The following is a 24,746-nucleotide window of genomic DNA, read 5'->3' on the forward strand; positions in this document are numbered from 1 at the left end:
GTCACGACCGGGAAATGACGGTCTTAGCCATTCTGTCGAATGGTCAGGCCCGCGTATAGGTCCACAATTGTGCCGGCGGAATATTGCGCACGATGAAATCGAAATGGCGGATGTGGTAGAGATGCGGCTGCGCGACGATCGGGGAAATCGGACCGTAGGATATCTGCACCACGGGGCGGCCATGCGGCACGCGCTTCAGCAGTTCGTCAAGAAGCTTGATACGGGCGGCCATCGGGAAATTCAGCATCGGCACGGCGGAAACGACGCTGTCGAACATCTGGTCCTTGTGTTCACCGAGTGTCGTATCGAGATCGAAGGCGTCGCCATTGACGAAATTGACGCCGGGGTAGCTCCGCAGCAGCTGACTATAGAAATCGGTCGAATATTCGATGGCCGTCAGGCTTTCCGGCTTGATGCCGCGCGCCAGAATGGCCTTGGTGATGACGCCCGTGCCCGGGCCGAGTTCGAGAACCGGCAGGCCGGAATGGGGATTGATGACACTCGCCATTTTTTTCGCCGTGATCGACGATGTCGGGACAATGGCGCCGACTTTTTTCGGTTGGCTCACCATGCCCTTGAAAAAGCGGATTTCTTCCTCAAATTTCTGCTCAAGGCGTTGCTTCAGGTTAAGTGCCATAATTCCCCTCGGATACATTTTTGGTCATTGTCAAAAAACGGTTACGCACTGTTGATCTCATTTGGCGCAAAAACAAGGCAAAATGTCGTAACTGGAAAAATTCGCTTATCGTTTGAAACACGCGGTAGCCGAATCAAAAAACGCCGGTGAAGCGATCCACCGGCGTTTTTGATTGAATTGGCAAAAAACAGCCGTTTAAACGCGCATCGGCATCAGAACATAGAGTGCATCATCGCCGGCGGTGTCGCGAACGAGCGTCGGCGATCCGGCATCTGCCAGCAGAAAAATCGCATCTTCGCCGGATAGCTGCGAAGTGATGTCGAGGAGATATTTGGCATTGAAGCCGATTTCCATCGAATCATTGTCGTAACCAACGGCCACTTCTTCGGTAGCACTTCCCGAGTCGGGATTGTTGACGGTCAGCGTCAACTGGCCGTCAGTTAGCGCCAGCTTCACGGCGCGGCCGCGCTCGGACGAAATCGTCGAGACACGATCCACGGCCCGCGCGAAGGTCTGGCAATCGACGCGCATTTCCTTGTCGTTGCCGGTGGGGATCACGCGCTGGTAATCCGGGAAGGTGCCGTCGATGAGCTTCGAGGTCAAAACCACCGAACCGATGGTCAGGCGGATTTTGGCGTCCGAGACTTCTGCGGTGACTTCCAGTTCCGGATTGTCCATCAGCTTCTGCAATTCGCCGACGGTCTTGCGCGGAATGATGATGCCAGGCATGCCTTCGGAACCGGAGGGCGCATCCACATCGGCGCGCGCCAGACGGTGACCGTCCGTCGCGACAGCGCGCAGCTTCAGGTCGCCGCCGCTTTCGATGGTGTGGAAGAAGATGCCGTTCAGGTAATAACGCGTCTCTTCGGTCGAAATCGCAAACTGCGTCCGGTCGATCAGCATCTTTAGATCGGTCGCCTTCAGTTTGAAAGTGTGGCTGAAGGTGCCGGCTGTCAGGTCAGGGAAATCGGTTTCCGGCAGGCATTGCAGCGAGAATTTCGAACGGCCGGAGGCAACCGTCATCGTGGAGCCATCAGGGTTGGTGGCCAGAAGCACCTCGGAACCGTCAGGCAGCTTGCGCACGATTTCATAAAGCAGGTGCGCCGGCACGGTGGTGGCGCCCGCCTGTTCCACCATGGCTGGTGTTGCTTCGGTGATTTCGAGGTCGAGGTCGGTCGCCTTCATGTCCAGATTGGCGCCGGATGCGCGAAGCAGGACGTTGGACAGGATCGGGATGGTGTTACGACGCTCGACAACCCTGTGCACGTGGTTCAGCGATTTAAGAAGGTTCGACCGCTCAAGAGTAATACGCATGGACGCTACCGCTTTCAACCGTTGCGAACCGGCCACCGCCGGATCGGCAAGAAGAGTCTTGACCGGCAAAAAGCCGGATAATGTGGACGGGCAAAATGGCAGAGTTATTGCAGAAAATGCAAGAGCCGAGTGCGTCTGCTTCCGCTCATTTTGCTGCTATACAGCATGATCCACAGGCTGGAACCGTCCATGGACCTTGTTCGCCGGTTTTCTATTGCCCATAAAGGAGGAAAAACCGGAGCGACCGGCCGGCAATAATCGGCCAGAATGATTGGAAGCCGTGTGACGGAAGAACTATCGAACATCGATGCCAGACAGGCAACAAGGGAATTCAGGATCGGTACCGCCACCATTCCGGCACGGCCGCTGGAACCGGCGCTCTATCTTGTGGCCACCCCCATCGGCAATCTCGGCGATATTACCATCCGTGCGCTGGAGACGCTGGCTTCGGCGGATGTTCTCGCCTGCGAGGATACCCGCGTCACCCGTATCCTGCTTGAACGCTACGGCATTCGTACGCGGCCACTCGCCTATCACGAGCACAATGCGAACGAAGCGGGGCCGAAGCTCATCGCCGCCCTGGAAGCCGGAAAATCCGTGGCACTGGTATCGGATGCCGGAACGCCGCTCGTTTCCGATCCCGGTTATCGTCTTGGTCAGCTGGCACTTGAGGCAGGCCATCGCGTTGTGCCGGTACCGGGCGCATCGGCGCCGCTTGCCGCCCTTGTCGGATCGGGCATGCCGAGCGATGCCTTTCTATTTGCAGGTTTCCTGCCGGTGAAGGACCGCGGCAAGCGGGATCGTTTTGCCGAACTTGCGAAAATCCCCGCCACTTTGATCTTCTTTGAATCGCCGCGCCGCATCGGCAGCTCCCTCAAGGTGGCGTCGGAAGTGCTTGGCCGCGACCGGCGCGCTGTGGTCTGCCGCGAGCTGACCAAGACTTTCGAGGAATTCCGGCGAGGCACGCTCAGCGAGCTTGCCGATTATTATGACGAGGATCGTGTGGTGAAGGGCGAGATCGTGCTGCTGATCGAGCCGCCCTCCTATGACGAAATTCCCGATATCGAGGATGTCGAAAAGCTCCTTAAGGATCTGGTCGCGACCATGCCTGCAGCCAAGGCCGCGGGCGAGGCATCGAAACTGACCGGCCTGCCACGCAAGGAGCTTTATCAACGCCTGCTGGATATGAAGGACAGGGATGGCGGCTGACGCGCGAAGGAACAAAAGACGCAAGGCCGAGCGGCGCGGCCACACGGCGGAATATTGGGCCGCACTCTATCTGCTGGTGAAGGGATATCGCATCCTCGCCATTCGTTATCGTACCCGGTTGGGGGAAATCGACCTCATCGCCCGCAAGCGGGATGTCGTTGCGATCATCGAGGTCAAGGCGCGATCTTCCGGGCTGGGGGCTATCGATGCGGTCGGCTCGCGTTCGCAGCAGCGCATCCGCGCCGCCGCCGATCTCTGGCTCTCCCGTCGCGGTGATGCTGCCCGGTTTTCACTGCGCTTCGATATCGTCGCCATTCTGCCGCGACGCCTGCCGCAGCATTTCATCGACGCGTTTTGAGGGGGAGGGAAGGCAATGTCCAGCGAGCGCGAAAAAATGGCCGCGGGCGAATGGTATAGCTGCATGGATGCCGAACTGGATGGGCTGCGCCTGCGCGCGCGCCGGGCCGTTCACCAGCACAATGCCGCGCTGCCGGATGAGCGCGGAGCCATGGCGCCGCTGCTGCACGCCCTCTTCGCCTCTGTCGCGGAAGGCGCATTTATCGAAGCCCCGTTTCATTGCGCTTACGGCTTCAACATCACGCTGGGCAGGAATGTCTATCTGAATACCAGCTGCGTCATTCTCGATTCCGCCAGGGTGGTGATCGGCGATGGGGCAATGCTCGGTCCGGCCGTGCAGATCTATTGTGCTGAACACCATCTGGACCCGGTTCCGCGCGCGCAAGGCATTGAAATCGCAAAGCCGGTGACAATCGGCCGTGATGTCTGGATTGGCGGCGGCGCAATCCTGCTGGCCGGCATTACCATTGGTGATGGGGCGATCGTCGGTGCCGGTTCGGTGGTGACGCGGGATGTGCCGCCGGGCGCGACGGTGGTGGGAAATCCGGCCCGTCCGATAAAGCGCAAGGACGCCTGAGACATCGATTTTTGAAAGAACGGAGTTCATTAACAGGCGCCGTAACAAATCTGACATGAAACTGTTAAAGAGGCGTCATGGAACCCCTCTATTCGCATCCTCATCCCAATAAATGGTGGAGAGGATTTAGTAATGTTGAAGAAGATTTCCATGGCCGCAGTGGCGGTCAGCATTTCGGCAACGTCTTCCATGGCTGCGACCAACATCACCTGGTGGCACGGTATGGGCGGCCGTAACGGCGAAGTCATCAACGAAGTTTCCCAGAAGTTCAACGAAGCCCAGAAGGAATGCGCTCTGACGCCGGTTTCCAAGGGTTCTTACGAAGAAGCACTGGCCAGCGGCATCGCCGCCTTCCGTTCCGGCGAACAGCCGAACATCCTCCAGGTTTTCGATGCCGGCGCTGCCACCATCATCAACGCCAAGGGTGCGGTCATTCCTGCGGAAGACCTCATCAACAAGGCCGGTTACAAATTCGACCGCGAAGCCTTCATCAACGGCGTGCGTTATTTCTACGCTGCAGCTGATGGCAAGTTCGTCGGCATGCCGTTCAACTCCTCTGCTCCGATCATGTATGTCAACGACGAAGCCCTGAAAAAGGCCGGCGTCGAAGCACCGAAAACCTGGGAAGAGTTCGAACAGGTTGCGCCGAAGCTGAAAGAAGCCGGTTACATCCCGCTCGTCCAGTCGCAGCTGACCTGGCAGTTCACGGAGAACTTCTTCTCCCGCAACAACATCCAGTTCGCCACCAACAATAACGGCTACGACAGTGTCACCGACACCAAGCTGAAGCTTACCGATCCGAACCTCGTCATGATGTTCGACAAGCTGAAGGACTGGAAGGACAAGGGCCTGTTCGCGTATTACGGCGCCGGCTGGAACGACAACCAGAAGCCGTTTGAAGAAGGCAAGGTCGCTTTCTGGATCGGTTCTTCCGGTTCGTTCGGTGGCCTGCAGAAGACGGCAACCATGCCGTTCTCGGCAACCTTCCTTCCCTACTGGGGCTCGATCAAGGGCGCTGGCACCAACTCCTTCATCGGCGGCGCTGCTCTCTTCGCAATGTCCGGCAAGTCCGAAGCCGAAAACAAGTGCGTGGCTGACTTCTTCCAGTTCCTGACCTCGCCGGAAATCCAGGTCTTCTATCATAAGGCAACCGGTTACGTCGCCATCACCAAGGCCGCTTACGAAAAGGCGAAGGCTGAAGGCTTCTACAAGGAAAAGCCGGTCGCCGAAGTCGGCATCCAGCAGCTGTCGCTGCCGGGCGGCGAATGGTCCAAGGGTTATCGCCTCGGCTTCTACCCGCAGATCCGCGCCGTCATGGAACGCGAATATAACCGCATTTTCTCCGGCGAAGTTACGCCGAAGGACGCCTTCGACATCATCGAGAAGGAAGGTAACGACCTTCTGGCCCGTTTCGCCAAGACGGCCGGCTGATCGATCTTTTCGAAACCAATGATCGTTGTCGAGCCTCCTTTCCGACGGAAGGGAGGCTCGCTTCTGGATAAGGAGGCGCAAGCGTGGCCTATACATCGTCTCAACCGCGTCTGGCCCGGTTTTTATCCGGCTGGTCCGCCAAGACTGGAAAACCCGCCAGGCCAGCTGAAGCCGGCATGAAGCGCGTACAGTTCTCCTCGTCCTTCGTACCCTACCTGTTTCTGGCGCCGCAGCTTGCGGTGATTTTCATCTTTTTCTACTGGCCGTCCGTCCAGGCCATTCAGTCTTCGTTTTATCTCGAAGACCCTTTCGGCTTCGGGGCCTCATTCGTGGGCTTCGCCAATTATTCGGACGCGATATTCAATCCGGAATATCTCAACATTGCCAAATTCACGGTCGTTTTCACCGTGCTGGTGACCTTCTTTTCACTGGCGCTCGGCCTCTTGCTGGCCGTCAAGGCGGATGCGGTCATTCGCGGCAGTTCGACCTACAAGACGTTGCTGATCTCCGTTTATGCCATCGCGCCGCCGGTCGCGGGCCTCATCGGCATGATGTTTTTCGACCAGCATATCGGCCCCTTCGTCAAGATGGCGGCGTTTTTCGGCTGGGACATGAAGGTCGGCCTTAATTATTTCGACACGGCCTTTGCCATGGTCGTCGTCGCCGTGTGGAAGCAGATCCCTTATAATTTCATCTTCTTCCTGTCCGGGCTTCAGGGTGTGTCCGTCGCTGTGCGTGAGGCCGCCGCCATCGATTGCCGCTCCGGCTTTCGCCGGTTCTGGACGGTCATCATGCCGCTTCTGGCGCCCACCGCCTTCTTCCTGCTGATCATCAACATCACCTATTCCCTGTTCGATACGTTCGGCGTCATCGACGTGATGGTGAAGGACAAGGCGGCCAACAACCCCATCACGCTGGTCTACAAGGTGTTTCTTGACGGTTTCCGCGGCAATGACATCGGTGGTTCTTCGGCCCAGTCCGTCATTCTGATGCTGGTCGTCTTCGTCCTCACCATCATCCAGTTCCGCTTCATCGAGAAGCGCATCCATTACAATTGAGGGAAAAGACGATGTACAAGACAAAACCCCTCGACCATCTGGTGCTGATAACCGGCGCGCTGTTCCTGATACTGCCCGTTGTCGTGGCTTTCATGACCTCCACGCACACGGCGGCGGAAATCCATCGCACCGGTCTGGCGATCGTTCCGGGCGACAATTTCGTCGAAACCTATGAAAAGGTCCTGAACCAGAAGGGCGGCTTCACCGGGCAGATCACCGGCCTCAACATGGTGCTCAATTCGCTGATCCTCGGCATTGGTTTTGCCGTGGGCAAGATCGTCCTGTCGATGACGGCGGCCTATGCGATCGTCTATTTCCGCTTCCGCTTTGCCACACTCGCCTTCTGGATCATTTTCACGACGCTGCTCTTGCCGCTCGAAGTGCGCATCATGCCGTCCTATGAGGTGATGAGCAAACTTGGCCTGTTGAACTCCTATACCGGCTTGATCGTGCCGCTTCTGGCGTCTGCGACGGGCACCTTCTATTTCCGGCAGTTCTTCAAATCCATTCCGGAAGAACTGCTGGAGGCCGCCCGCATCGACGGGGCAGGGCCGTTCAAATTCTTCATCGATGTCATCATCCCGCTGTCACGCACCATGATGGCGGCGATCTTCATCATCATGTTCGTTTATGGCTGGAACCAGTATCTCTGGCCGATGCTGATGACGACGGATGAAAGTTTCTTCACCCTGATGCGTGGCATCAAGTCGATCCTGCAGGTCTGGGTCGGTTCGCAAATTCCCGATTACAACGAAGCTTTCGCACTCGCCGTTCTGGCCATGCTGCCGCCGGTGCTGATCGTCATCGTATTCCAGCGCTGGTTCATCAAGGGCCTCACCGAGAGCGATAAATAAGGAGACCGAAATGGCCGCTATTGAAATCAGTCAGGTCTGCAAGGATTATCATGGCGGCGTGCGCGCCGTGCATCACGTCGATATCGACATCAGGGACGGTGAGTTCATCGTTCTCGTCGGCCCCTCCGGCTGCGGCAAGTCCACGCTCCTGCGCATGGTTGCCGGCCTTGAGGACATCTCCGAAGGCACGGTGAAGATCGGCGACCGGGTGGTCAATCAGGCCGATCCCGCTGACCGTGATATTGCCATGGTGTTCCAGAATTACGCGCTTTATCCGCATATGTCGGTGCGCCAGAACCTGGAATATGGGCTGAAGAACCGCAAGACGCCGAAGGCGGAGATCGATGCACGTGTGGCCGAAGCCGCCCGTATGCTGCAGCTCGAACCCTATCTGGAGCGCAAACCGCGCGCCCTTTCCGGCGGCCAGCGGCAGCGTGTCGCCATGGGCCGTGCCATCGTTCGCAAACCGGCGGCCTTCCTGTTCGATGAGCCTCTGTCTAACCTTGATGCAAAGCTGCGCGTCTCCATGCGCGGTGAAATCAAGCGCCTGCAAAAGCGCCTCGGCACCACATCCATCTATGTCACCCACGATCAGCTTGAGGCCATGACGCTGGCTGATCGTCTGGTGGTGCTGAATGGCGGCCGCATCGAACAGATCGGCGCGCCGCTTGATGTCTATCACACCCCCGCCTCCACTTTCGTCGCCAGCTTCATCGGCTCTCCCGCCATGAACCTGCTGAATGCCGAGTTGCATGGTGATAGCCTCGCCATCGGTCCGTCACTGTTTGCGCTCAACGGTTTTGCACCCGCTTCGGGGTCGGTGACGGTGGGCATGCGGGCGGAGGATTTCCGCATTGCCGCGGCGGGCGAGCAGGGCCTTGCGCTGCGTGTCGATTATATCGAGGAACTGGGTTCGCAGCGCCTTGTGCATGGCATGATCGGCGATCAGAACCTGACAGTGGCTTTCCCGCCGGATGTTGAGGTTCCGTCCGCATTGTCGGTGACGATAGCGCCGGAAAAACTGCACTTCTTCTCCAACGAAACCGGCAAGCGCATCGCCGGCAAGGCGGAACAGATCAAGGTACAGACCGCGCAGCTGGCGACGGCCTGATCACCTCGGAAGAAATCGGCGCGATGACTAAAATTGCGCCGATTGTCAAAACCGCTTTGTTACGATCCCGATGATAGAAGACCTCCAATATTTCACGGGGGTTTTCTAATATGTCGTTCAAAATGATGTTCGCGGCGGCTGCAACCATGGCGATCCGCACGGTGCCAATATTGCCGGCCTATCTGCGCGGAGCAAAAGACGAGGCCGTTGTCAGCGCGTCTTGCACCGATCTGCGGCTTCAGCCAGCCCCCATCAATCCCGACTGGATCATTTCCGGCGATCCCCAGGCGCGTGCGGCCGATCATTCCAGAAGCGGCGACCGCGCTTCCAGCACCGCCATGTGGGATTGCACGGCCGGTGAGTTCCGCTGGTTCTTCGGCTGGGATGAAACCGTCTATATTCTGGAAGGCGAGGTGCATGTGACGGCCGAAGACGGTTCGGTCAGCATCCTGCGGGTTGGCGACGTCGCCTATTTCCGGGCTGGAACATGGGCCACCTGGCGGGTAGATGACTATGTCCGCAAGGTCGCCTTCATGCGCCGTCCGTTCCCCAGGGCGCTGGCTCTCGCCTATCGCGTCAAGAACAAGCTGTTTTCGGGCAGTTCCTACAAGCTGGCCGCCTGAACTGGTAAAATAGCCGGGTCGGTGGAACCCACCCGGCTCCACCGGCGGAATTGTGAAGGTTCAATAAAACTCACACAAGCCACCGCTTGCAGCAGTTGCCTTTGAATGGTCGCTGCCCTACATCTTCAGGGTTTTCTGAAGCATTTCCGGGGTTCTCCCGGTCCTGCAGGGAATTTTGAAAAGACGGGACAGTGGGCACTGTGGGCCGGTAAGGCGTCCGCATGCTGCAAGAGGAACATGCGCATGGCGAAGATCAAGAACGTCGCGATCCAGATGGATCATGTCTCCGGCATCAACATTGCCGGTGATTCCACCTTCGCCATGAGCCTTGAGGCGCAGGCGCGCGGATACCGGCTGTTCCACTATACGCCAGAGCGTCTTTCCATGCGTGACGGCAAGATTTACGCCGCCGTCGAGCAGATGGAACTGCGTGACATAAAGGGTGACCATTTCTCGCTGTCAGAGCCGGAGCGCGTCGATCTTTCGACCATGGATGTCATCCATCTGCGTCAGGATCCGCCATTCGACATGGCATACATCACCTCCACCCATCTGCTGGAGCGCATTCATCCCAAAACACTTGTTGTCAATGACCCGGCCTGGGTGCGCAACTCGCCGGAAAAGATTTTCGTCACCGAATTCGCCGATCTGATGCCGAAGACGCTGATCACCAAGGACGTGGCCGAGATTGCCCGTTTCCGCAATGAAATGGGCGATATCATCCTCAAGCCGCTTTATGGCAATGGCGGTGCGGGTGTCTTCCATTCGGCGCGTGATGACCGCAATTTCTCCTCCCTGCTGGAAATGTTCGGCCAGATGTTCCGCGAGCCCTATATCGCCCAGGAATATCTGCCTGACGTCCGCAAGGGCGACAAGCGTATCCTCCTGGTGGATGGCGAGCCGGTGGGCGCAATCAACCGCGTGCCGGCGGAAAACGATGCCCGTTCCAACATGCATGCCGGTGGCCGGCCAGAGCCGACGGAACTGACGGCGCGCGAGAAGGAAATCTGCCGTCGTATCGGTCCCGCCCTGCGCGAGCGTGGTTTCCTCTTTGTTGGTATTGATGTGATCGGCGATTATCTCACCGAGATCAACGTCACCTCACCGACCGGCATTCGTGAGGTGCAGAAATTCGGCGGCGCCGATGTGGCAAGCCTATTGTGGGACGCCATCGAGAAAAAGCGCGAAGCTCAGGATTTCTGAAGCGATTTGCCGACCGAACCCCGTTTGTTCCGTGGGTACAACTAGACACAACTAAAATACATCGCCCGCGTGAAATTGTTCACCGGATGTTCTTGTTTTATTCTTTGCCTTATGGCACGTTGCTTGCGGGTGGCCGCCATGGGGCATGAAGCTCTGATGTCGCGGCCGGTTTGCGGGGGCAGGCCATGGTGGCGAAGGTCAATACGGTTGCATTTCAGGGCATAGAGGGTGTGCCCGTCGAGGTGCAGGTCATGGTCGCACCCGGAAAGGTCGGCATCCAGATCGTCGGCCTGCCGGACAAGGCAGTGGCGGAAAGCCGGGAGCGGGTGCAGGCGGCGCTACATGCTTCTGGTCTGGCGCTTCCGGCGAAAAAGGTGACCGTCAATCTCGCGCCTGCCGATCTGCCAAAGGAAGGATCGCATTTCGATCTTCCCATTGCTCTGGGGCTCATGGCCGCTTTGGGCGCCATACCGGCAGAGGCGCTTGGCCAATATGTGGTTCTCGGCGAACTCAATCTCGATGGCACCATCGGCATGGTCTCAGGCGCGCTGCCGGCGGCCATTGGTGCCAACGCTCTCGGCAAGGGCTTGATCTGCCCGGCTGAAAGCGGTCCGGAAGCGGCCTGGGCCGGAGCGGGCATCGATATTCTCGCCCCGCGCAGCCTCATAGCGCTTGCCAATCATTTTCGCGGCACGCAGCTGCTTTCGCGCCCCGTGCCCGCCATCCGGACCAGTCCAGTCAATCTGCCGGACCTTGCCGATATCAAGGGGCAGGAAAGCGCCAGACGTGCGCTGGAGGTGGCAGCGGCCGGCGGTCATAATCTGCTGATGGTCGGCCCACCCGGCTCCGGCAAATCCATGCTTGCCGCCCGCCTGCCCTCCATCCTGCCACCTCTTGAGGCAGCGGAGCTGCTGGAAGTGTCCATGGTTCATTCCATCGCTGGCCAATTGTCGGGTGGCAAGCTTTCAGACCGCAGGCCGTTCCGCACGCCGCATCATTCCGCCACCATGGCGGCTTTGATTGGTGGAGGGTTGCGCGCCAGACCGGGTGAGGCCTCACTTGCCCATCACGGCGTTCTTTTTCTGGATGAATTCCCGGAATTTTCGCCCCAGGTGCTGGATGCTTTGCGCCAGCCGCTGGAGACCGGCGAATGCATCATCGCGCGGGCCAATCACCGCGTCAGCTATCCGGCGCAAATCCAGCTCGTCGCGGCGATGAACCCCTGCCGATGCGGTATGGCAGGGGAGCCGGGCTTTACCTGCGCCAGAGGTCCGCGTTGTGTGGCCGACTATCAGGGCCGCATTTCCGGCCCGCTGATGGATCGCATTGATATCCGTATTGATGTTCCCGCCGTTTCCGCCACGGACCTCATCCGCCCCGTCGCGTCCGAGCCGAGCGCGGTGGTTGCCGCCCGTGTCGCCAGTGCCCGCCTCGCCCAGCAGGAGCGTTATGCGGCGGCGGGGTTTCCTGCCATCCGCACAAATGCCCGCTGCACGACAACCCTGATCGAAAAATATGCCGAGCCGGATGCGTCCGGGCTGCAATTGCTGCGCGATGCCGCCGAACGGTTGAAATTTTCCGCACGCGGTTATCATCGTATTCTGAAGGTCGCGCGAACATTGGCCGATCTGGACGGAAAACAGACGGTCGGCCGCATCCATGTGGCGGAAGCCGTGTCCTATCGTATCGCGGGCGAGAGGCTGCCGACAGCGGCTTGAGCCGTGATGCTTGCGCGCTTTGTTGGAAGATGCGGGGCATTCTGAAACGCATATGCCGCCAGCGGTGCCGGCGGCATAATCAACTTCGATTCTTTGGTTCGCGATCGCGCGTACCGGATGGGGTCGTTAGAGCCCAAGCCCTTCAAAAAGCGCCGTCGAAAGGTAACGTTCCGCGAAGGAAGGAACGATGACGACGATGTTCTTGCCGGCATTTTCCTCGCGCGCGCCGACCTTGATTGCCGCCGCCAATGCTGCACCCGAGGAGATGCCGACGGGCACGCCTTCGAGCCGCGCGGCAAGACGTGCGATTTCGAAAGCCTCGTCATTGGTGACGGTGACGATCTCGTCATAAATTCCGGTATCGAGGATGGCAGGTGCAAAACCGGCGCCGATGCCCTGAATCTTGTGCGGGCCGGGGTTGCCGCCGGAAAGCACCGGGCTGTCGGCGGGTTCAACCGCAATGACCTTCACCTCCGGTTTGCGGGATTTCAGAACCTGACCGGTGCCGGTGATCGTGCCGCCCGTGCCGATGCCGGAAACGAGAATGTCGACCGTCCCGTCGGTATCGTTCCAGATTTCTTCTGCCGTCGTCTTGCGGTGAATATCCGGATTGGCGGGGTTTTCGAATTGCTGCGGTATGATGGCGTCGGGCAGCGTCGCAGCCAGTTCCTGCGCCTTGGCGATTGCGCCCTTCATGCCCTTCGGGCCTTCGGTCAACACCAGTTCGGCACCGAGCAGGGCGAGCATTTTGCGGCGTTCGACCGACATGGTTTCCGGCATGGTCAGGATCAGCTTGTAGCCCTTGGCGGCGGCAGCAAAGGCGAGCGCGATGCCGGTATTGCCGGAGGTCGGCTCCACCAGCGTTGTCTTGCCGGGGGTGATCTTGCCCTGCGCTTCCAGCGCTTCGATCATGGCAACACCGATGCGGTCCTTCACGGAGGCAATGGGGTTGAAAAATTCCAGCTTGGCGAGCAGGTTGGCCTTGACGCCCTTTTCTTTCGCCAGCTTGTCCAGCCGCACGATCGGCGTATCGCCGATTGTTTCCGTAATCGAGGAATAGACGCGTCCGCGTCCGGGCTTTCTGGCTTCGGGCATGATGCTCTCCTGTATGAAGGCCACAGAATAGTGACCGCAAGATTTGAGCGGCAGAATAGGAGCAATCGCCCTGTCAGGCTAGCGAACGTTCATCCTTATATGGTCGGTTTACCGGAAAAATTTCACGATAAAACGGGTAAATGCACGAAATTATTTTAGGTGCTGCGGATGGCGATCATGGTCGCCGTCCCGGCCAGAATGCCCGCTGCCGTGCGATTGAGGATCGTCAGTGCGCTTGGCCGTTTCAGGAGGTTGCGCGCCTTGGCTGCAAGCAGGATGTAGGGCAACAGAACGGCCATCAACACGACGAAGGTGAGGGCGAGAAGTGTCGCATATTCCGACGGGCCGATCATGCGGATGTCGATCAGCGTCGGCACCAGCGCCACATAAAACAGCATGGTTTTCGGGTTGCCGAGCGTGATCAACAGGCCGGACAGGAAGGACATCGGCATGCTGGTGCTTTTTTTCGCCTTCAGGTCCTGCGGCAAAAGGCCGGCGGTCCACAGCTTCCAGGCGATGTAGAGGAGATAGGCCGCGCCGGCGAATTTCAGAACCATGAAGGCTTCCTGAAAGGTCTGGGCCACGAAGGCCAGCCCCAGTATTACGCCGGTCAGGTAGATCATGTCGCCCAGCACCAGCCCGAGGCCCATGAAGAAGGTTTCCCGAAAGCCCGAACCCAGCGCCCGCGCCACGATGGCCGTCATGCCGGGGCCGGGAATCGCGGCGGCGATAAAAAGGGCGGTGGCATAGGCTAGAAGGGTCGTCAGTGTCATGATCATGTTTCCCGGAAATCCGCTAGATCAATAGCGAAATTGCCGGGTAAAAACAATCGATCATGCGGCTTGCCGGTCAGATCCCGGTCGAACCGAAACCGCCGGCGCCGCGCGCCGTCTCGGAGGTTTCCGTCACTTCGCTCACGGCAACCTGCGTCACCGGCGCGATCACCATCTGTGCAATGCGCATGCCGCGTTCGATGGTGAAATCATCCTGTCCCAGATTGGCGAGAATGACCTTCACTTCGCCGCGATAATCGCTGTCCACCGTGCCGGGGGAGTTGAGGCAGGTGATGCCGTTCTTGATGGCAAGGCCGGAGCGGGGGCGGATTTGCGCCTCGTAACCGTGCGGGACTTCGAAGATAAAGCCGGTCGGCACCAGCACCCTTTCGCCGGGTTTCAGCGTCAGCGGTTGGTCTGCAGGCACGGCGGCGCGCAGGTCCATGCCGGCAGCACCGCCGGTCTCATAGGACGGCAATTCCAGGCCTGCACCATTGGCGAGGCGGACGAGGCGAAGAGGGGGGCGATTGTCGTTTTGAACGGTCATGCGGCATTAGTTTGCCGAGATCGCGGCAAGGTCAATTGCAAATGCGGGCCTGAAACGCTAGATAGCCCGCAATTCACAGGATTTGTCAGATGGCCGAAACACTTGCCGAGGCGGTCTCCCGCCGCCGCACCTTTGCTATTATCGCGCACCCGGACGCGGGTAAGACCACGCTCACTGAAAAACTGCTGCTGTTCGGCGGAGCGATCCAGCTTGCCGGTGAAGTGAAGGCGAAAAAGGATCGCATCCAGACCCGTTCGGACTGGATGAAGATCGAGCGCGAGCGCGGCATCTCGGTTGTCACCTCGGTCATGACCTTCGAATATAACGACCGCGTCTTCAACATTCTCGATACGCCCGGCCACGAAGACTTCGCCGACGATACCTACCGCACGCTGACGGCGGTGGATGCGGCGATCATGGTCATCGACGCCGCCAAGGGTATCGAGCCGCGCACGCTGAAGCTGTTTGAAGTCTGCCGCATGCGCGATATCCCGATCATCACCTTCATCAACAAGATGGACCGCGAAAGCCGCGATCCCTTCGAGATTCTGGATGAGGTCGAGGAAAAGCTGGCGCTCGATACTGCGCCGATCACCTGGCCGGTCGGACGGGCGAAAAGCTTCTGCGGCGCCTATAATCTCGCCGAAAATACCTTTCGCGGCAATGATACGCAGGTGGAGGGCCTTTCGGTCAATGGCCCGCAGGCAGTCGCCGATAGGCTGCCGGAAAATGAACGCAAGGTCTTTGTCGAGGAAACGGAACTGGCGCTGGAAGCCTGCCGCCCCTTCGACCGCCAGGCGTTTCTCGAAGGTCATATGACGCCGGTGTTCTTCGGTTCGGCGCTGCGCAATTTCGGTGTGCGCGACCTCATCAATGCGCTCGGCGATTTCGCGCCGCCGCCGCGCGATCAGGTAGCGGATACCCGCACCGTGCATGCGGCGGAAGACAGGATGACGGCTTTCGTCTTCAAGATTCAGGCCAATATGGACCCCAACCACCGCGACCGCATCGCCTTTGCCCGTATCTGCTCCGGCAAGCTGGAGCGCGGCATGAAGGCGCGCCTGTCGCGCACCGGCAAGCAGATGGGGCTCACCGCGCCGCAATTCTTCTTCGCCTCGCAGCGCCAGCTGGCTGATACGGCCTTTGCGGGTGATGTGGTCGGCATTCCCAACCACGGCACACTGCGCATTGGTGATACGCTGACCGAGGGTGAAAACCTCGTCTTCCAGGGCGTTCCGAACTTCTCGCCGGAAATCCTGCGCCGCGTGCGGCTGGAAGATGCGATGAAAGCGAAGAAGCTGAAGGAGGCCCTGCAGCAGATGGCGGAAGAGGGCGTCGTACAGCTCTTCTCGCCGGAAGACGGCTCGCCGGCTATCGTCGGTGTCGTTGGCGCGCTTCAGCTTGATGTGTTGAAGGAACGGCTGATGGGCGAATACGGCCTGCCGGTCTCCTTCGAAATGTCGCGCTTTTCCGTCTGCCGCTGGATTTCCTCCGATCAGCCGGCGGAAATGGACAAGTTCCTCAACGTCAAGCGCGGCGATATCGCCCGCGATCTGGATGGCGATCCGGTGTTTCTGGCGCAGGACGCCTTCTCATTGCGCTATGAGTCCGAGCGTTTTCCGGCGATCAAGATGGTCGCGATCAAGGAATATCACGTCGCCAAGGCGGCGTGATATCAGCCGGATTGCACTTTGAATGCCAAGGGCTTAGTTTCCCGGTGAAACGGGAAACTGGTCCGGCATCATGACGCTTTCAGGCAAACATATTCTCCTCATCATCTCCGGCGGCATCGCGGCCTATAAGAGCCTCGATCTTATCCGCCGCCTGAAAGAGCGCGGCGCGAAGGTGACGCCGGTCATGACGAAGGGCGCGCAGGAGTTCGTCACGCCGCTGGCCGTTGGCGTGCTGTCGGCCACCCACGTTTTCACGGAACTTTTTTCCAGACAGGACGAGCAGGATGTCGGCCATATCAGGCTGGCGCGTGACTGCGACCTCGTGCTGGTGGCGCCCGCCACTGCCGATTTGATGGCCAAGATGGCGCAAGGCCTGGCAGACGATCTTGCATCCACCATTCTTCTCGCGACGGATCGCAAGGTGTTGGTGGCTCCGGCAATGAACCCGAAAATGTGGACGGCGAAACCGACGCTGCGTAATGTCGAAACGCTGAAAAAAGACGGCGTGTTTTTCATAGGTCCCATGGCTGGTGAGATGGCGGAGAAGGGCGAGGCAGGTTTTGGCCGTATGGCCGAGCCATTGCAGATCGTCGAAGCCGTTGCCGCACTGCTGAATGAGGGGCCAAAGCCGCTGAAGGGCAGAACGGCCATCGTGACCTCCGGTCCCACGCATGAACCGATTGACCCGGTGCGCTACATCGCCAACCGCTCCTCGGGCAAGCAGGGCCATGCCATTGCGGCGGCTCTGGCTGAGCTGGGGGCAGAGGTCACGCTGGTCTCAGGGCCTGTCACCATCGCCGATCCCGCCGGGGTCACGACGATCCATGTCGAGCGCGCCGAAGAGATGCGCGATGCGGTAATTTCGCGGCTTCCGGTGGATATCGCCGTTATGGTCGCCGCCGTCGCCGACTGGCGGGTGACAGGTTCATCGCAACAGAAGATCAAGAAGCAGCCTGGCGATGCGCCGCCCGCGCTGCAATTGACGGAAAACCCCGATATTCTCAAAACCGTTGGTCACCACGAAAAGCGCCCGAAGATTGTGGTGGGCTTCGCCGCCGAAACGCAGGATGTCGAGAAGAACGGCCGGGCGAAGCTGGAGCGCAAGGGCGCGGATTATATTGTCGCCAATGATGTCTCGGCTGAAACCGGCATCATGGGCGGAGACCGCAACAGCGTGAAGATCATCTCGGCGGAGGGCGTCGAGGCCTGGCCGGATCTCGACAAGGCCGACGTCGCCAAACGTCTGGCTGCCCTTATCGCGGAGAAGCTCGCATGAGCCTGTTTGATCGCAAGACTTTTGACAAGGTACTCGGTGGTTGGCCGGGCGTACGTTTTGTCGATCAATGGGACTCTCACGTCGCCAAGGTGGGCGACAAGGTCTTTGCCGTGCTGGGTGAGCGGGAGGACTGGCGTCTGGTGGTGAAATGTTCGGAGGAAAGCTTCGAAATCCTCACCTCGCTGGAAGGCATCCGTCAGGCGCCCTATTTCGCCAAACGCAAATGGATATCGATCGGTGACCACTCACCGCTCGAGCGAGAGGAGCTGGAGCATTATGTGCGCCGCTCCTATGAACTTGTTGCGGCCGGCCTGACGAAGAAACTGCGCGCTGAACTGGGCATATTCTTCGACTAGAGCATTCTCGCGTTTCGGAGAAAAGCGGAAATGCTCCAACGTCACATGCCGGGCGTTTCGCCTGAATCGCCTTTCGTGTTTCGACCGATGATCTGGCGAACGCCCTCCTTGGTGAAGGGCTGAAAAAGCTGGGGCAGAAAGCCCTTCGCAATTTGCCCCTTGATGCCGATATTGGTGGAGGATGGGCGATCGGGATTGAAATAGCTGCCGAACAGCTGGTCGAATATGACGAGATTCTCGCCGTAATTGGTGTTTCCCTCGGGAAGCTCCTTGGAATGGTGCCAGCGGTGCAGCCGCGGTGTGCTGAACACATAGTCCAGCGGGCCGGTTTTCATATCGACATTGCAATGGGTCAGAATGCCGATGAAGGCGGTAACGGCGCCAAGCCACCAGAAAACGTGCAAGGGTGCGCCCATCAAATAGAGCGGAAGCTGGCTGAGCGCGATCTTGAAGAGCGAATCCGCCACATGAAAACGGCCGGTATTGACCACCCATAGCCGGACAACGCTGTGATGCAGGGCATGGAAACGCCAGAAGAACACGGTCTCATGCGCGATACGGTGCGCCCAGTAGAGGCCGAATTCAGCGATGGTGACCGCAAGTGCGACCTGAATGATCATCGGCAGATCGGAAGGCCACAGATTGAAGCGCATGGCTGCAAGCGGTTGCAGCACGTTGGCGGTCAACATCGGAAAGATTGCTCCCGCAACGGCGGCAAGCTGGACAAGGCCCTTGGTCAACAGGGTGTGGCCAATGCTGGTCGCGGTTTCACCATCGCCCTGAAGCCACTGAACCTCATAGGGGATATAACGTTCCAGGAGAAACAGGCTTAACACCGCGCCCGCATAGACGCAGAGGAACGCCATGATGGGGTGGCTGCTGTTGAAGGCGAAATAGGAGCCGGCAAGGCCGAAGAAAAACACCATGGGCCACGAACAATAGGAAAGGGCCTGTTTTACTGCCTGAGTTTTTGCCATGAATTTCAGTTCCCGTCCGGCAATCATCTATCATTCAACCAGCGACGCAACTCTCCGCAGGATCGCGGTTGCCCGTCGCTGATGCGCCCGTCCCTGCATGGATCGGTGCGCAGGGGCCGCATAGGCCGATAATAACCCATTCCCTGCGACCATATCTGTCACTGCGTCGCAATTCCCGTTTCAGCTCGTCGCAACTGCGCGGTATGCCATCGTTTATGCTGCCGTCCGTGCAGGGGTCGTAGACCCTGTGTTGCGCCATTGCTTCCGGCACTGCGACCGGTTGAAGACTGAAGAATAGCGAACCAACCAGAAGTGTTAACAATCGCATCGGCCACCTGTTTCGTTTAGAAGATCAGGCCACTATTCTTCATTAGATTGCATGAGCATGGCATGCGGTCGTCACGTCGGCTTAATAGGCGTTTTTTGGTAACTGAGGCGCCTAGCCGTGACGCCGGGTACCTCCATTGCGGATATGTCTTAGCTGATTCGGATGGCAATATAGAGAAGCGTCAGCGCAATCACCCAGAGCGCAATCCGCCCCCATTTGGTATGGCGCGCTTCCGCCTTGCCGATAGCTTCGGCTGTCTGGGCATCGAAACGCAGGCCGTTCTCGCTCATATACATCAGCTCTGAATGCAGCTTTTCCGTCTTGGCGGCGATCTCAGGTGCCGCTTCAGCAAGCTTTAGAGCGGCCTTCATGCCGTCTTTCAGATCGGTGACGATGCGCTTCGGACCGAGATTGTCCCTGATCCAGCCGCCGACGACCGGATCGGCCGCCTTCCACATGTTGAAGCGCGGGTTGAGCATGCGTGATACGCCTTCCACCACCACCATGGTCTTTTGCAGCATGACCAGTTCCGGCCGCGTTTCCATATCGAAAAGCTCGGTCACTTCGAACAGCAGTGTCAACAGCTTGCCCATGGAGATCGTCTCGGCCGGCTGGCCATGGATCGGCTCGCCAATGGCGCGAATCGCCTGCGCGAAGCTCGCTTTATCGTGATGGCCCGGCACATAACCGGCCTCGAAATGCACCTCCGCCACCCGCATGTAATCGCGCGTGATAAAGCCGTAGAGGATTTCGGCGAGGAAGCGGCGTTCCTTTTTGCCGAGGCGTCCGGCAATGCCCATATCCACGGCGACGATCATGCCCTTGTCATCGACGAAGAGATTGCCGGGATGCATGTCGGCATGGAAAAAGCCGTCGCGCAGCGTATGCCGCAGGAAGGACTGGATCAGCGTGTCGGCAAGCTCGTTCAGGTCGTGTCCCGCGGCCTTCAACCCTTCGATATCCGACATCTTGACGCCGTCGATCCACTCCATGGTGACGACATCGCGCCCGGTGCGTTCCCAGTCGACTTCCGGAACACGGAAGCCGGGGTCGTCCCTGGTGTTTTCGGCAAGTTCGGAAAGGGCAGCGGCCTCGAGCCGCAGATCCATCTCGATCTTGGTTGTCTGCTCCAGCGTGCGTGTCACCTCGACGGGCCGCAGACGGCGGGCTGAACGGACAAAGCGCTGCTGCAGGTCGGCGATCAGATACATCGCCTCCAGATCGTTCTGGAAACGCTGGCGCACGCCGGGACGAATGACCTTGACGGCCACCTTGCGTGGTCCCTTCGGCGTATCCACCATTGCCGGATGAACCTGGGCGATAGAGGCAGCCGCGATCGGATCGCCGAATTCCCTGTAGAGGTCAGAAACCGTGCGTCCGAGCGAACCTTCGATATTTGCCTTCGCCGCTGCGGCCGGGAAAAACGCCATGCGATCCTGAAGGCTTGCAAGATCGTCGGCGAAATCGGCGCCCACCACATCCGGGCGGGTGGCCAGAAACTGGCCCATCTTCACATAAGACGGTCCAAGCCGCTCGACGGCCGTTGCCAGCCGGTCGCTACGCTGCGCCCGTTTGGCCTTGCTGCGGGCGAAGGGCTTCAGGAGTGCCTTCAGCGCCTGCGCCGGGGCAGGCAGATCGTCGGACGGCAGCGCCAGCACGACGCCTTCGCGCACGAGAACCCAGCCAACCCTTGCGAGGCGGAAATATGCGCCCAGAGTGCTCATGCTTATGCCTGTCTCCTGCTTCTGCTGGCCATGCTCTTAAAGCTTCCAGCCGGAATGCAGGGCGGCGATGCCGCCGGTGTAATTGGTGTAGGACACACGGGAGAAGCCAGCGGTGCGGATCATCGCCGCGAAATCCTCCTGATTGGGGAATTTGCGGATCGACTCGACCAGATATTGATAAGGTTCGGCGTCGCCGGTGATCATCTTGCCGAATTGCGGAATGGCATTGAACGACCAGGCGTCATAGACGCGATCGAGCAGCGGCATTTCGACTTCTGAAAATTCCAGAACCAGCAATCGTCCGCCGCGTTTCAGCACGCGATGGGCTTCCTTCAGCGCGACATCGATGCGCGGCACATTGCGAATGCCGAATGCGACCGTATAGGCGTCGAATGTATTCGCCTCGAAGGGCAGTTCTTCGGCATTGGCCTCAACGAAGGTCAGATTGTCGGAAAGTTTCTTTTTTGCCGCGCGTTCCTCGCCGACCGCCAGCATCGAGCCGTTGATGTCGAGAACGGTGGCGTGCGCCAGACGGTTGGAGGCCTCCACAATGCGAAACGCGATGTCGCCGGTGCCACCCGCCACGTCCAGAACCCTGTAGGAGGCATCCTTGCGCGGCGAAAGCGAAGAGACCATGGCGTCCTTCCACAGCCGGTGCAGGCCCGCCGACATCACGTCGTTCATGATGTCGTAGCGCTTGGCCACCTTGTGGAAGACCTCGTTGACCAGCCCCTGCTTTTTGCCTTCGTCCACCTTGTGGAAGCCATAGGACGTTTCCATGCCGCCTTCTGCGGTCGTACGGGCGTCGGTCATCGTCTGTCTCCATATTATTGCGTGGCGGACCATAGCGGAAACGCCATGGCGACGCTATCTGTTGCCGCATCGCCTGGGCGCGACATTTCGCGTGCATTGTATAGACCACATGGTCCTAACGATAAACTGCCGGATAAGCCAGATGCCAGAATTGCCAGAAGTCGAAACTGTCAGACGCGGCCTCGCCCCCGCCATGGAAGGGGCAAGGGTTCGCAAACTCCACCTTGGCCGCCCCGATCTGCGTTTTCCCTTCCCGGAGGATTTCGCGGCGCTGATCGAAGGCAAAACGATCATATCGCTTGGACGCCGGGCGAAATATCTTTTGATCGAACTGGAGGACGGGCTGACGATCATCGCCCATCTCGGCATGTCCGGCTCGTTCCGTATCGAGGCGGAGGCGGATGAAGCCGGCAATACGCCCGGCGCGTTTCATCATGCCCGCTCAAAGGATGGGAAGCACGACCATGTCGTCTTTCATCTGGATAAGGGAGAAGAGCGCGTCTGCGTCATCTATAATGATCCGCGCCGTTTCGGCTTCATGCATCTGGTGGAGCGCAACAAGCTCGATCTCTATCCGGCTTTTGCGGAGCTTGGGCCGGAGCCAACAGGCAATGCATTGAGCGCCGATTATCTGGCGAGCCGGTTTGAGGGCAAGAGCCAACCCTTGAAAGGCACGCTGCTGGACCAGAAGGTCATTGCCGGCCTCGGCAATATCTATGTCTGCGAGGCGCTGTGGCGCGCTCATCTTTCTCCTTTGCGGGCAGCGGGAACGCTGGTGACGACATCAGGCAAGCCCAAAGCGCAGCTCACCGATCTCACGGAAAAAATCCGTGACGTGATCGCGGACGCGATCGCCGCCGGCGGCTCCTCACTGCGCGACCATATACAGACGGACGGAACGCTTGGTTATTTCCAGCATTCCTTTTCGGTCTACGATCAGGAAGGCCAGCCTTGCCGGACACCCGGCTGCGGGGGTACGGTTGAGAGAGTGGTACAGGCCGGTCGTTCGACCTTTTATTGCGCCGCCTGCCAGAAGTGACTGAGCCAAGAGTAATGGGCCGGAATAACGGAGAAGGGGAGATTGCCGTGGATTATGAAACGATACTGGTCGAGAAGCGTGATGAGGTGGGCATCATCACGCTCAACCGCCCCAAAGCGCTCAACGCTCTAAACTCGGTGCTCCTGAAAGAGCTGCGGCACATTCTCTCTTCATTCTCCACCGATGATTCCATCGGTGCGATCATCATTACCGGCTCGGAAAAGGCATTTGCCGCAGGCGCCGACATCAAGGAGATGCAGGGGCTGGATTTTGTCGACGCCTATGTCGGTGATTTTCTCGGCGGCTGGGACGAGGTCGCGTCGACGAGGAAGCCGGTCATCGCCGCCGTTTCCGGTTTTGCGCTCGGTGGTGGCTGCGAGCTGGCGATGATGTGCGATTTCATCATCGCTTCGGAAACGGCGAAGTTCGGCCAGCCGGAGATCACCCTCGGCGTCATTCCGGGCATGGGTGGCTCCCAGCGGCTGACGCGGGCGGTGGGCAAGGCAAAGGCCATGGATCTGGTTCTGACCGGCCGCATGATGGATGCCGCAGAGGCCGAGCGTGCCGGCCTCGTCTCGCGCATCGTGCCCTCCGCAAATCTGATGGAGGAGGCGGTGGAGGCTGCGACCCGCATCGCCTCGCTGTCGCGTGCCTCGGTTCTTATGGCCAAGGAAAGCGTCAATCGCTCCTTCGAGGTGTCGCTCGCGGAAGGCCTGAGATATGAAAGGCGCTCATTTCAGTCTCTCTTTGCAACGGCGGATCAGAAGGAGGGCATGGCGGCCTTCATCGAAAAACGCAAACCGGTTTTCCGGAATCGCTAAGGAGTCGGAATATCGGCGTTTTCCGCCATTTGCGCGTTGACGGGCGTGCGCTTTAGCGGTATATGCCCGCCCACGGTTAAGGAAAGCCATCCGGCTTGTCCGAAATTACTCCCGCATTCTTGGGTTAAGTGAGGTCGTCGAACGACCCGATCCTCTGGTTGCGGAATTTGGTTTGAATTCGAAGAGAGGCATACATGGCCAATACAACTTCGGCGAAAAAGGCGACCCGCAAGATCGCTCGCCGTACCGCAGTCAACAAGGCTCGCCGTTCGCGCGTTCGCGGCTTCATTCGCAAGGTCGAGGAAGCAATCGCTTCCGGCGATCTGGCTGTTGCCACCGAAGCTCTGAAGGCTGCTCAGCCCGAGATCCAGCGCGCAGCGACCCGCGGCGTTCTGCACGGCAACACCGCATCCCGCAAGGTGTCGCGTCTCGCTCAGCGCGTTAAGGCTCTTTCGGCCTAATCCGGCTAATCACAAATAACTATTCAAAAAGCCTGGTCTTTTGACCGGGCTTTTTGTGATTCTAACCGCCTGTTAATCATTCCTGCCGTAACGTGACAAACGCGTGTCAGATGGACGACAGGAAATATTAAATAAAAACAATGGCTTGCCGGAGGTCTCTCGGAAAATGGGAAGCTTTCTCTACGGAAGTCGTGACGAGTTTTGAGTCAAGAAGATTTTTATTTTTTTGCCAAAACAGGCTCTCTAAAATTGCCAAAATTGAATCTCATTGATTCATAAGCGATTCTGCTTCGGGCCTTGCCCGTGATGCAAAACGGCCTTTGTGAGTCAATGGCCGATCTGAGTTTTTGCAGAAAAAACGCCATTGATCTCTCCCCACGATCCTGCCTAAATGCATTCCAACAAGGGGTGCGGATCTCAGTCCACAGATTATCTCGATGATCGTATCGACGGTATTCACCTTCTTGCTGGCGGGTCTTTCGAGGTCCGTTTTCTCAGGTCATGGAGCTTTTTGCGCCGTTTCGGTCTCGGAACGGGCAGGGGTTTTTTGTCCTCAAGCATACGCCTTAGGGTTGTGGCGAAAGGAGCGTCTTTAGCGTGTCGCAGGCCTCTCCATGAGGGGGAGGGAAATGGGATAACCGGCTCGCAAACAAGTAGTAGCCTTTGATGCTCTTTCGAGGGGAGCGCTGAAGGCAGGAATAATACGAGGGGGATCTCTGGCGATCGATTTTTGATCGTCAGGCTATGATTGGCAATTTGAAAGGCGGCAAT

Annotated in this window: 23 protein-coding genes and 2 pseudogenes; 17 read left to right on the forward strand and 8 right to left on the reverse strand. The window is 58.7% G+C overall.

The features are described from left to right. Positions 1–43: 43 nt before the first annotated feature. Together pmtA and dnaN are read right to left on the reverse strand one after the other, a co-directional pair. On the reverse strand, positions 44–637 hold the full coding sequence (pmtA, locus tag CFBP6623_RS15115) for a phospholipid N-methyltransferase PmtA (RefSeq protein ID WP_046799274.1): 594 nt from the start codon (positions 635–637) through the stop codon (positions 44–46). Positions 638–832: 195 nt separating this feature from the next. Continuing rightward, positions 833–1,951, reverse strand: a complete 1,119-nt coding sequence (dnaN, locus tag CFBP6623_RS15120; RefSeq protein WP_046799275.1) for a DNA polymerase III subunit beta — start codon at positions 1,949–1,951, stop codon at positions 833–835. Positions 1,952–2,218: 267 nt separating this feature from the next. Between dnaN and rsmI the strand changes: the two genes are divergently transcribed. The 11 genes and pseudogenes from rsmI (at position 2,219) to CFBP6623_RS15170 (ending at position 12,092) form a co-directional block, all read left to right on the forward strand. After that, positions 2,219–3,160 (forward strand): 16S rRNA (cytidine(1402)-2'-O)-methyltransferase, encoded by a 942-nt coding sequence (gene rsmI / locus CFBP6623_RS15125; protein WP_046799276.1) that lies wholly within the window; start codon positions 2,219–2,221, stop codon positions 3,158–3,160. Continuing rightward, positions 3,150–3,518: a YraN family protein gene (locus CFBP6623_RS15130; protein ID WP_046799277.1), complete on the forward strand. Its 369-nt coding sequence runs from the start codon at positions 3,150–3,152 to the stop codon at positions 3,516–3,518. The genes rsmI and CFBP6623_RS15130 overlap by 11 nt, the downstream gene beginning before the upstream one ends. Positions 3,519–3,554: 36 nt before the next feature. Next, positions 3,555–3,692: pseudogene (locus CFBP6623_RS27260) on the forward strand (maltose acetyltransferase domain-containing protein); the annotation flags it as partial. Between the two features lie 225 nt (positions 3,693–3,917). Then, a pseudogene (locus CFBP6623_RS27265) lies at positions 3,918–4,082 on the forward strand (DapH/DapD/GlmU-related protein); the annotation flags it as partial. 144 nt (positions 4,083–4,226) lie between these two features. Next, positions 4,227–5,525 carry an extracellular solute-binding protein gene (locus CFBP6623_RS15140; protein ID WP_046799279.1) on the forward strand — a complete coding sequence of 433 codons (1,299 nt, stop codon included), beginning with the start codon at positions 4,227–4,229 and terminating at the stop codon, positions 5,523–5,525. Between the two features lie 83 nt (positions 5,526–5,608). Beyond that, positions 5,609–6,583, forward strand: a complete 975-nt coding sequence (locus tag CFBP6623_RS15145) for an ABC transporter permease subunit (protein WP_170979838.1) — start codon at positions 5,609–5,611, stop codon at positions 6,581–6,583. Between the two features lie 11 nt (positions 6,584–6,594). Continuing rightward, the gene (gene ugpE, locus CFBP6623_RS15150; protein ID WP_080842383.1) at positions 6,595–7,437 is read left to right on the forward strand and encodes a sn-glycerol-3-phosphate ABC transporter permease UgpE; all 843 of its coding nucleotides are present in this window, start codon (positions 6,595–6,597) and stop codon (positions 7,435–7,437) included. Between the two features lie 10 nt (positions 7,438–7,447). Further along, complete coding sequence (locus tag CFBP6623_RS15155) at positions 7,448–8,548, forward strand: sn-glycerol-3-phosphate import ATP-binding protein UgpC (protein ID WP_046799282.1); 1,101 nt, start codon at positions 7,448–7,450, stop codon at positions 8,546–8,548. Between the two features lie 110 nt (positions 8,549–8,658). Continuing rightward, on the forward strand, positions 8,659–9,171 hold the full coding sequence (locus CFBP6623_RS15160; RefSeq protein WP_046799283.1) for a cupin domain-containing protein: 513 nt from the start codon (positions 8,659–8,661) through the stop codon (positions 9,169–9,171). 243 nt (positions 9,172–9,414) lie between these two features. Then, positions 9,415–10,374, forward strand: coding sequence for a glutathione synthase (gene gshB, locus CFBP6623_RS15165; protein ID WP_046799443.1), 960 nt, complete (start codon positions 9,415–9,417; stop codon positions 10,372–10,374). A 185-nt stretch (positions 10,375–10,559) separates the two neighbouring features. Continuing rightward, complete coding sequence (locus tag CFBP6623_RS15170) at positions 10,560–12,092, forward strand: YifB family Mg chelatase-like AAA ATPase (protein ID WP_062654284.1); 1,533 nt, start codon at positions 10,560–10,562, stop codon at positions 12,090–12,092. Positions 12,093–12,218: 126 nt separating this feature from the next. Here CFBP6623_RS15170 and cysK read toward each other — a convergent pair whose 3' ends face one another. From cysK to dut, 3 genes are all read right to left on the reverse strand, one after another. Continuing rightward, positions 12,219–13,187, reverse strand: coding sequence for a cysteine synthase A (gene cysK / locus CFBP6623_RS15175; protein ID WP_046799306.1), 969 nt, complete (start codon positions 13,185–13,187; stop codon positions 12,219–12,221). Between the two features lie 155 nt (positions 13,188–13,342). Further along, entirely contained in the window at positions 13,343–13,960 is a 618-nt protein-coding gene (locus CFBP6623_RS15180) for a LysE family translocator (RefSeq protein ID WP_046799448.1), read from the reverse strand. A 76-nt stretch (positions 13,961–14,036) separates the two neighbouring features. Then, the gene (dut, locus tag CFBP6623_RS15185; protein ID WP_046799307.1) at positions 14,037–14,507 is read right to left on the reverse strand and encodes a dUTP diphosphatase; all 471 of its coding nucleotides are present in this window, start codon (positions 14,505–14,507) and stop codon (positions 14,037–14,039) included. An 89-nt stretch (positions 14,508–14,596) separates the two neighbouring features. Between dut and CFBP6623_RS15190 the strand changes: the two genes are divergently transcribed. The 3 genes from CFBP6623_RS15190 (at position 14,597) to CFBP6623_RS15200 (ending at position 17,812) form a co-directional block, all read left to right on the forward strand. Beyond that, a complete protein-coding gene (locus tag CFBP6623_RS15190; protein WP_046799308.1) occupies positions 14,597–16,180 on the forward strand; it encodes a peptide chain release factor 3 in 1,584 nt (527 codons plus the stop codon). A gap of 70 nt (positions 16,181–16,250) precedes the next feature. Beyond that, a complete protein-coding gene (gene coaBC / locus CFBP6623_RS15195; protein WP_046799309.1) occupies positions 16,251–17,456 on the forward strand; it encodes a bifunctional phosphopantothenoylcysteine decarboxylase/phosphopantothenate--cysteine ligase CoaBC in 1,206 nt (401 codons plus the stop codon). Continuing rightward, complete coding sequence (locus CFBP6623_RS15200) at positions 17,453–17,812, forward strand: MmcQ/YjbR family DNA-binding protein (protein ID WP_046799310.1); 360 nt, start codon at positions 17,453–17,455, stop codon at positions 17,810–17,812. Before coaBC ends, CFBP6623_RS15200 begins: the two co-directional genes overlap by 4 nt. A 41-nt stretch (positions 17,813–17,853) precedes the next feature. Here the strand turns inward: CFBP6623_RS15200 and CFBP6623_RS15205 are convergent, their stop codons facing one another. The 3 genes from CFBP6623_RS15205 to ubiE all read right to left on the reverse strand — a co-directional run bounded on the left by CFBP6623_RS15205 (position 17,854) and on the right by ubiE (position 21,654). Continuing rightward, positions 17,854–18,789, reverse strand: coding sequence for a sterol desaturase family protein (locus tag CFBP6623_RS15205; RefSeq protein WP_046799449.1), 936 nt, complete (start codon positions 18,787–18,789; stop codon positions 17,854–17,856). A 477-nt stretch (positions 18,790–19,266) separates the two neighbouring features. After that, complete coding sequence (gene ubiB, locus CFBP6623_RS15210; protein ID WP_046799311.1) at positions 19,267–20,841, reverse strand: 2-polyprenylphenol 6-hydroxylase; 1,575 nt, start codon at positions 20,839–20,841, stop codon at positions 19,267–19,269. Positions 20,842–20,877: 36 nt separating this feature from the next. After that, entirely contained in the window at positions 20,878–21,654 is a 777-nt protein-coding gene (gene ubiE, locus CFBP6623_RS15215) for a bifunctional demethylmenaquinone methyltransferase/2-methoxy-6-polyprenyl-1,4-benzoquinol methylase UbiE (protein ID WP_046799312.1), read from the reverse strand. Between the two features lie 142 nt (positions 21,655–21,796). Between ubiE and mutM the strand changes: the two genes are divergently transcribed. The 3 genes from mutM (at position 21,797) to rpsT (ending at position 23,975) form a co-directional block, all read left to right on the forward strand. Then, complete coding sequence (gene mutM, locus CFBP6623_RS15220; protein ID WP_046799313.1) at positions 21,797–22,693, forward strand: bifunctional DNA-formamidopyrimidine glycosylase/DNA-(apurinic or apyrimidinic site) lyase; 897 nt, start codon at positions 21,797–21,799, stop codon at positions 22,691–22,693. A gap of 47 nt (positions 22,694–22,740) precedes the next feature. Further along, positions 22,741–23,514, forward strand: coding sequence for an enoyl-CoA hydratase (locus CFBP6623_RS15225; RefSeq protein WP_046799314.1), 774 nt, complete (start codon positions 22,741–22,743; stop codon positions 23,512–23,514). Positions 23,515–23,708: 194 nt separating this feature from the next. Continuing rightward, on the forward strand, positions 23,709–23,975 hold the full coding sequence (gene rpsT / locus CFBP6623_RS15230; RefSeq protein WP_003493474.1) for a 30S ribosomal protein S20: 267 nt from the start codon (positions 23,709–23,711) through the stop codon (positions 23,973–23,975). Positions 23,976–24,746 lie beyond the last annotated feature (771 nt).

It is taken from the genome of Agrobacterium tumefaciens (assembly GCF_005221385.1).
In the GTDB taxonomy this organism is placed as follows: Bacteria; Pseudomonadota; Alphaproteobacteria; order Rhizobiales; family Rhizobiaceae; genus Agrobacterium; species Agrobacterium tomkonis.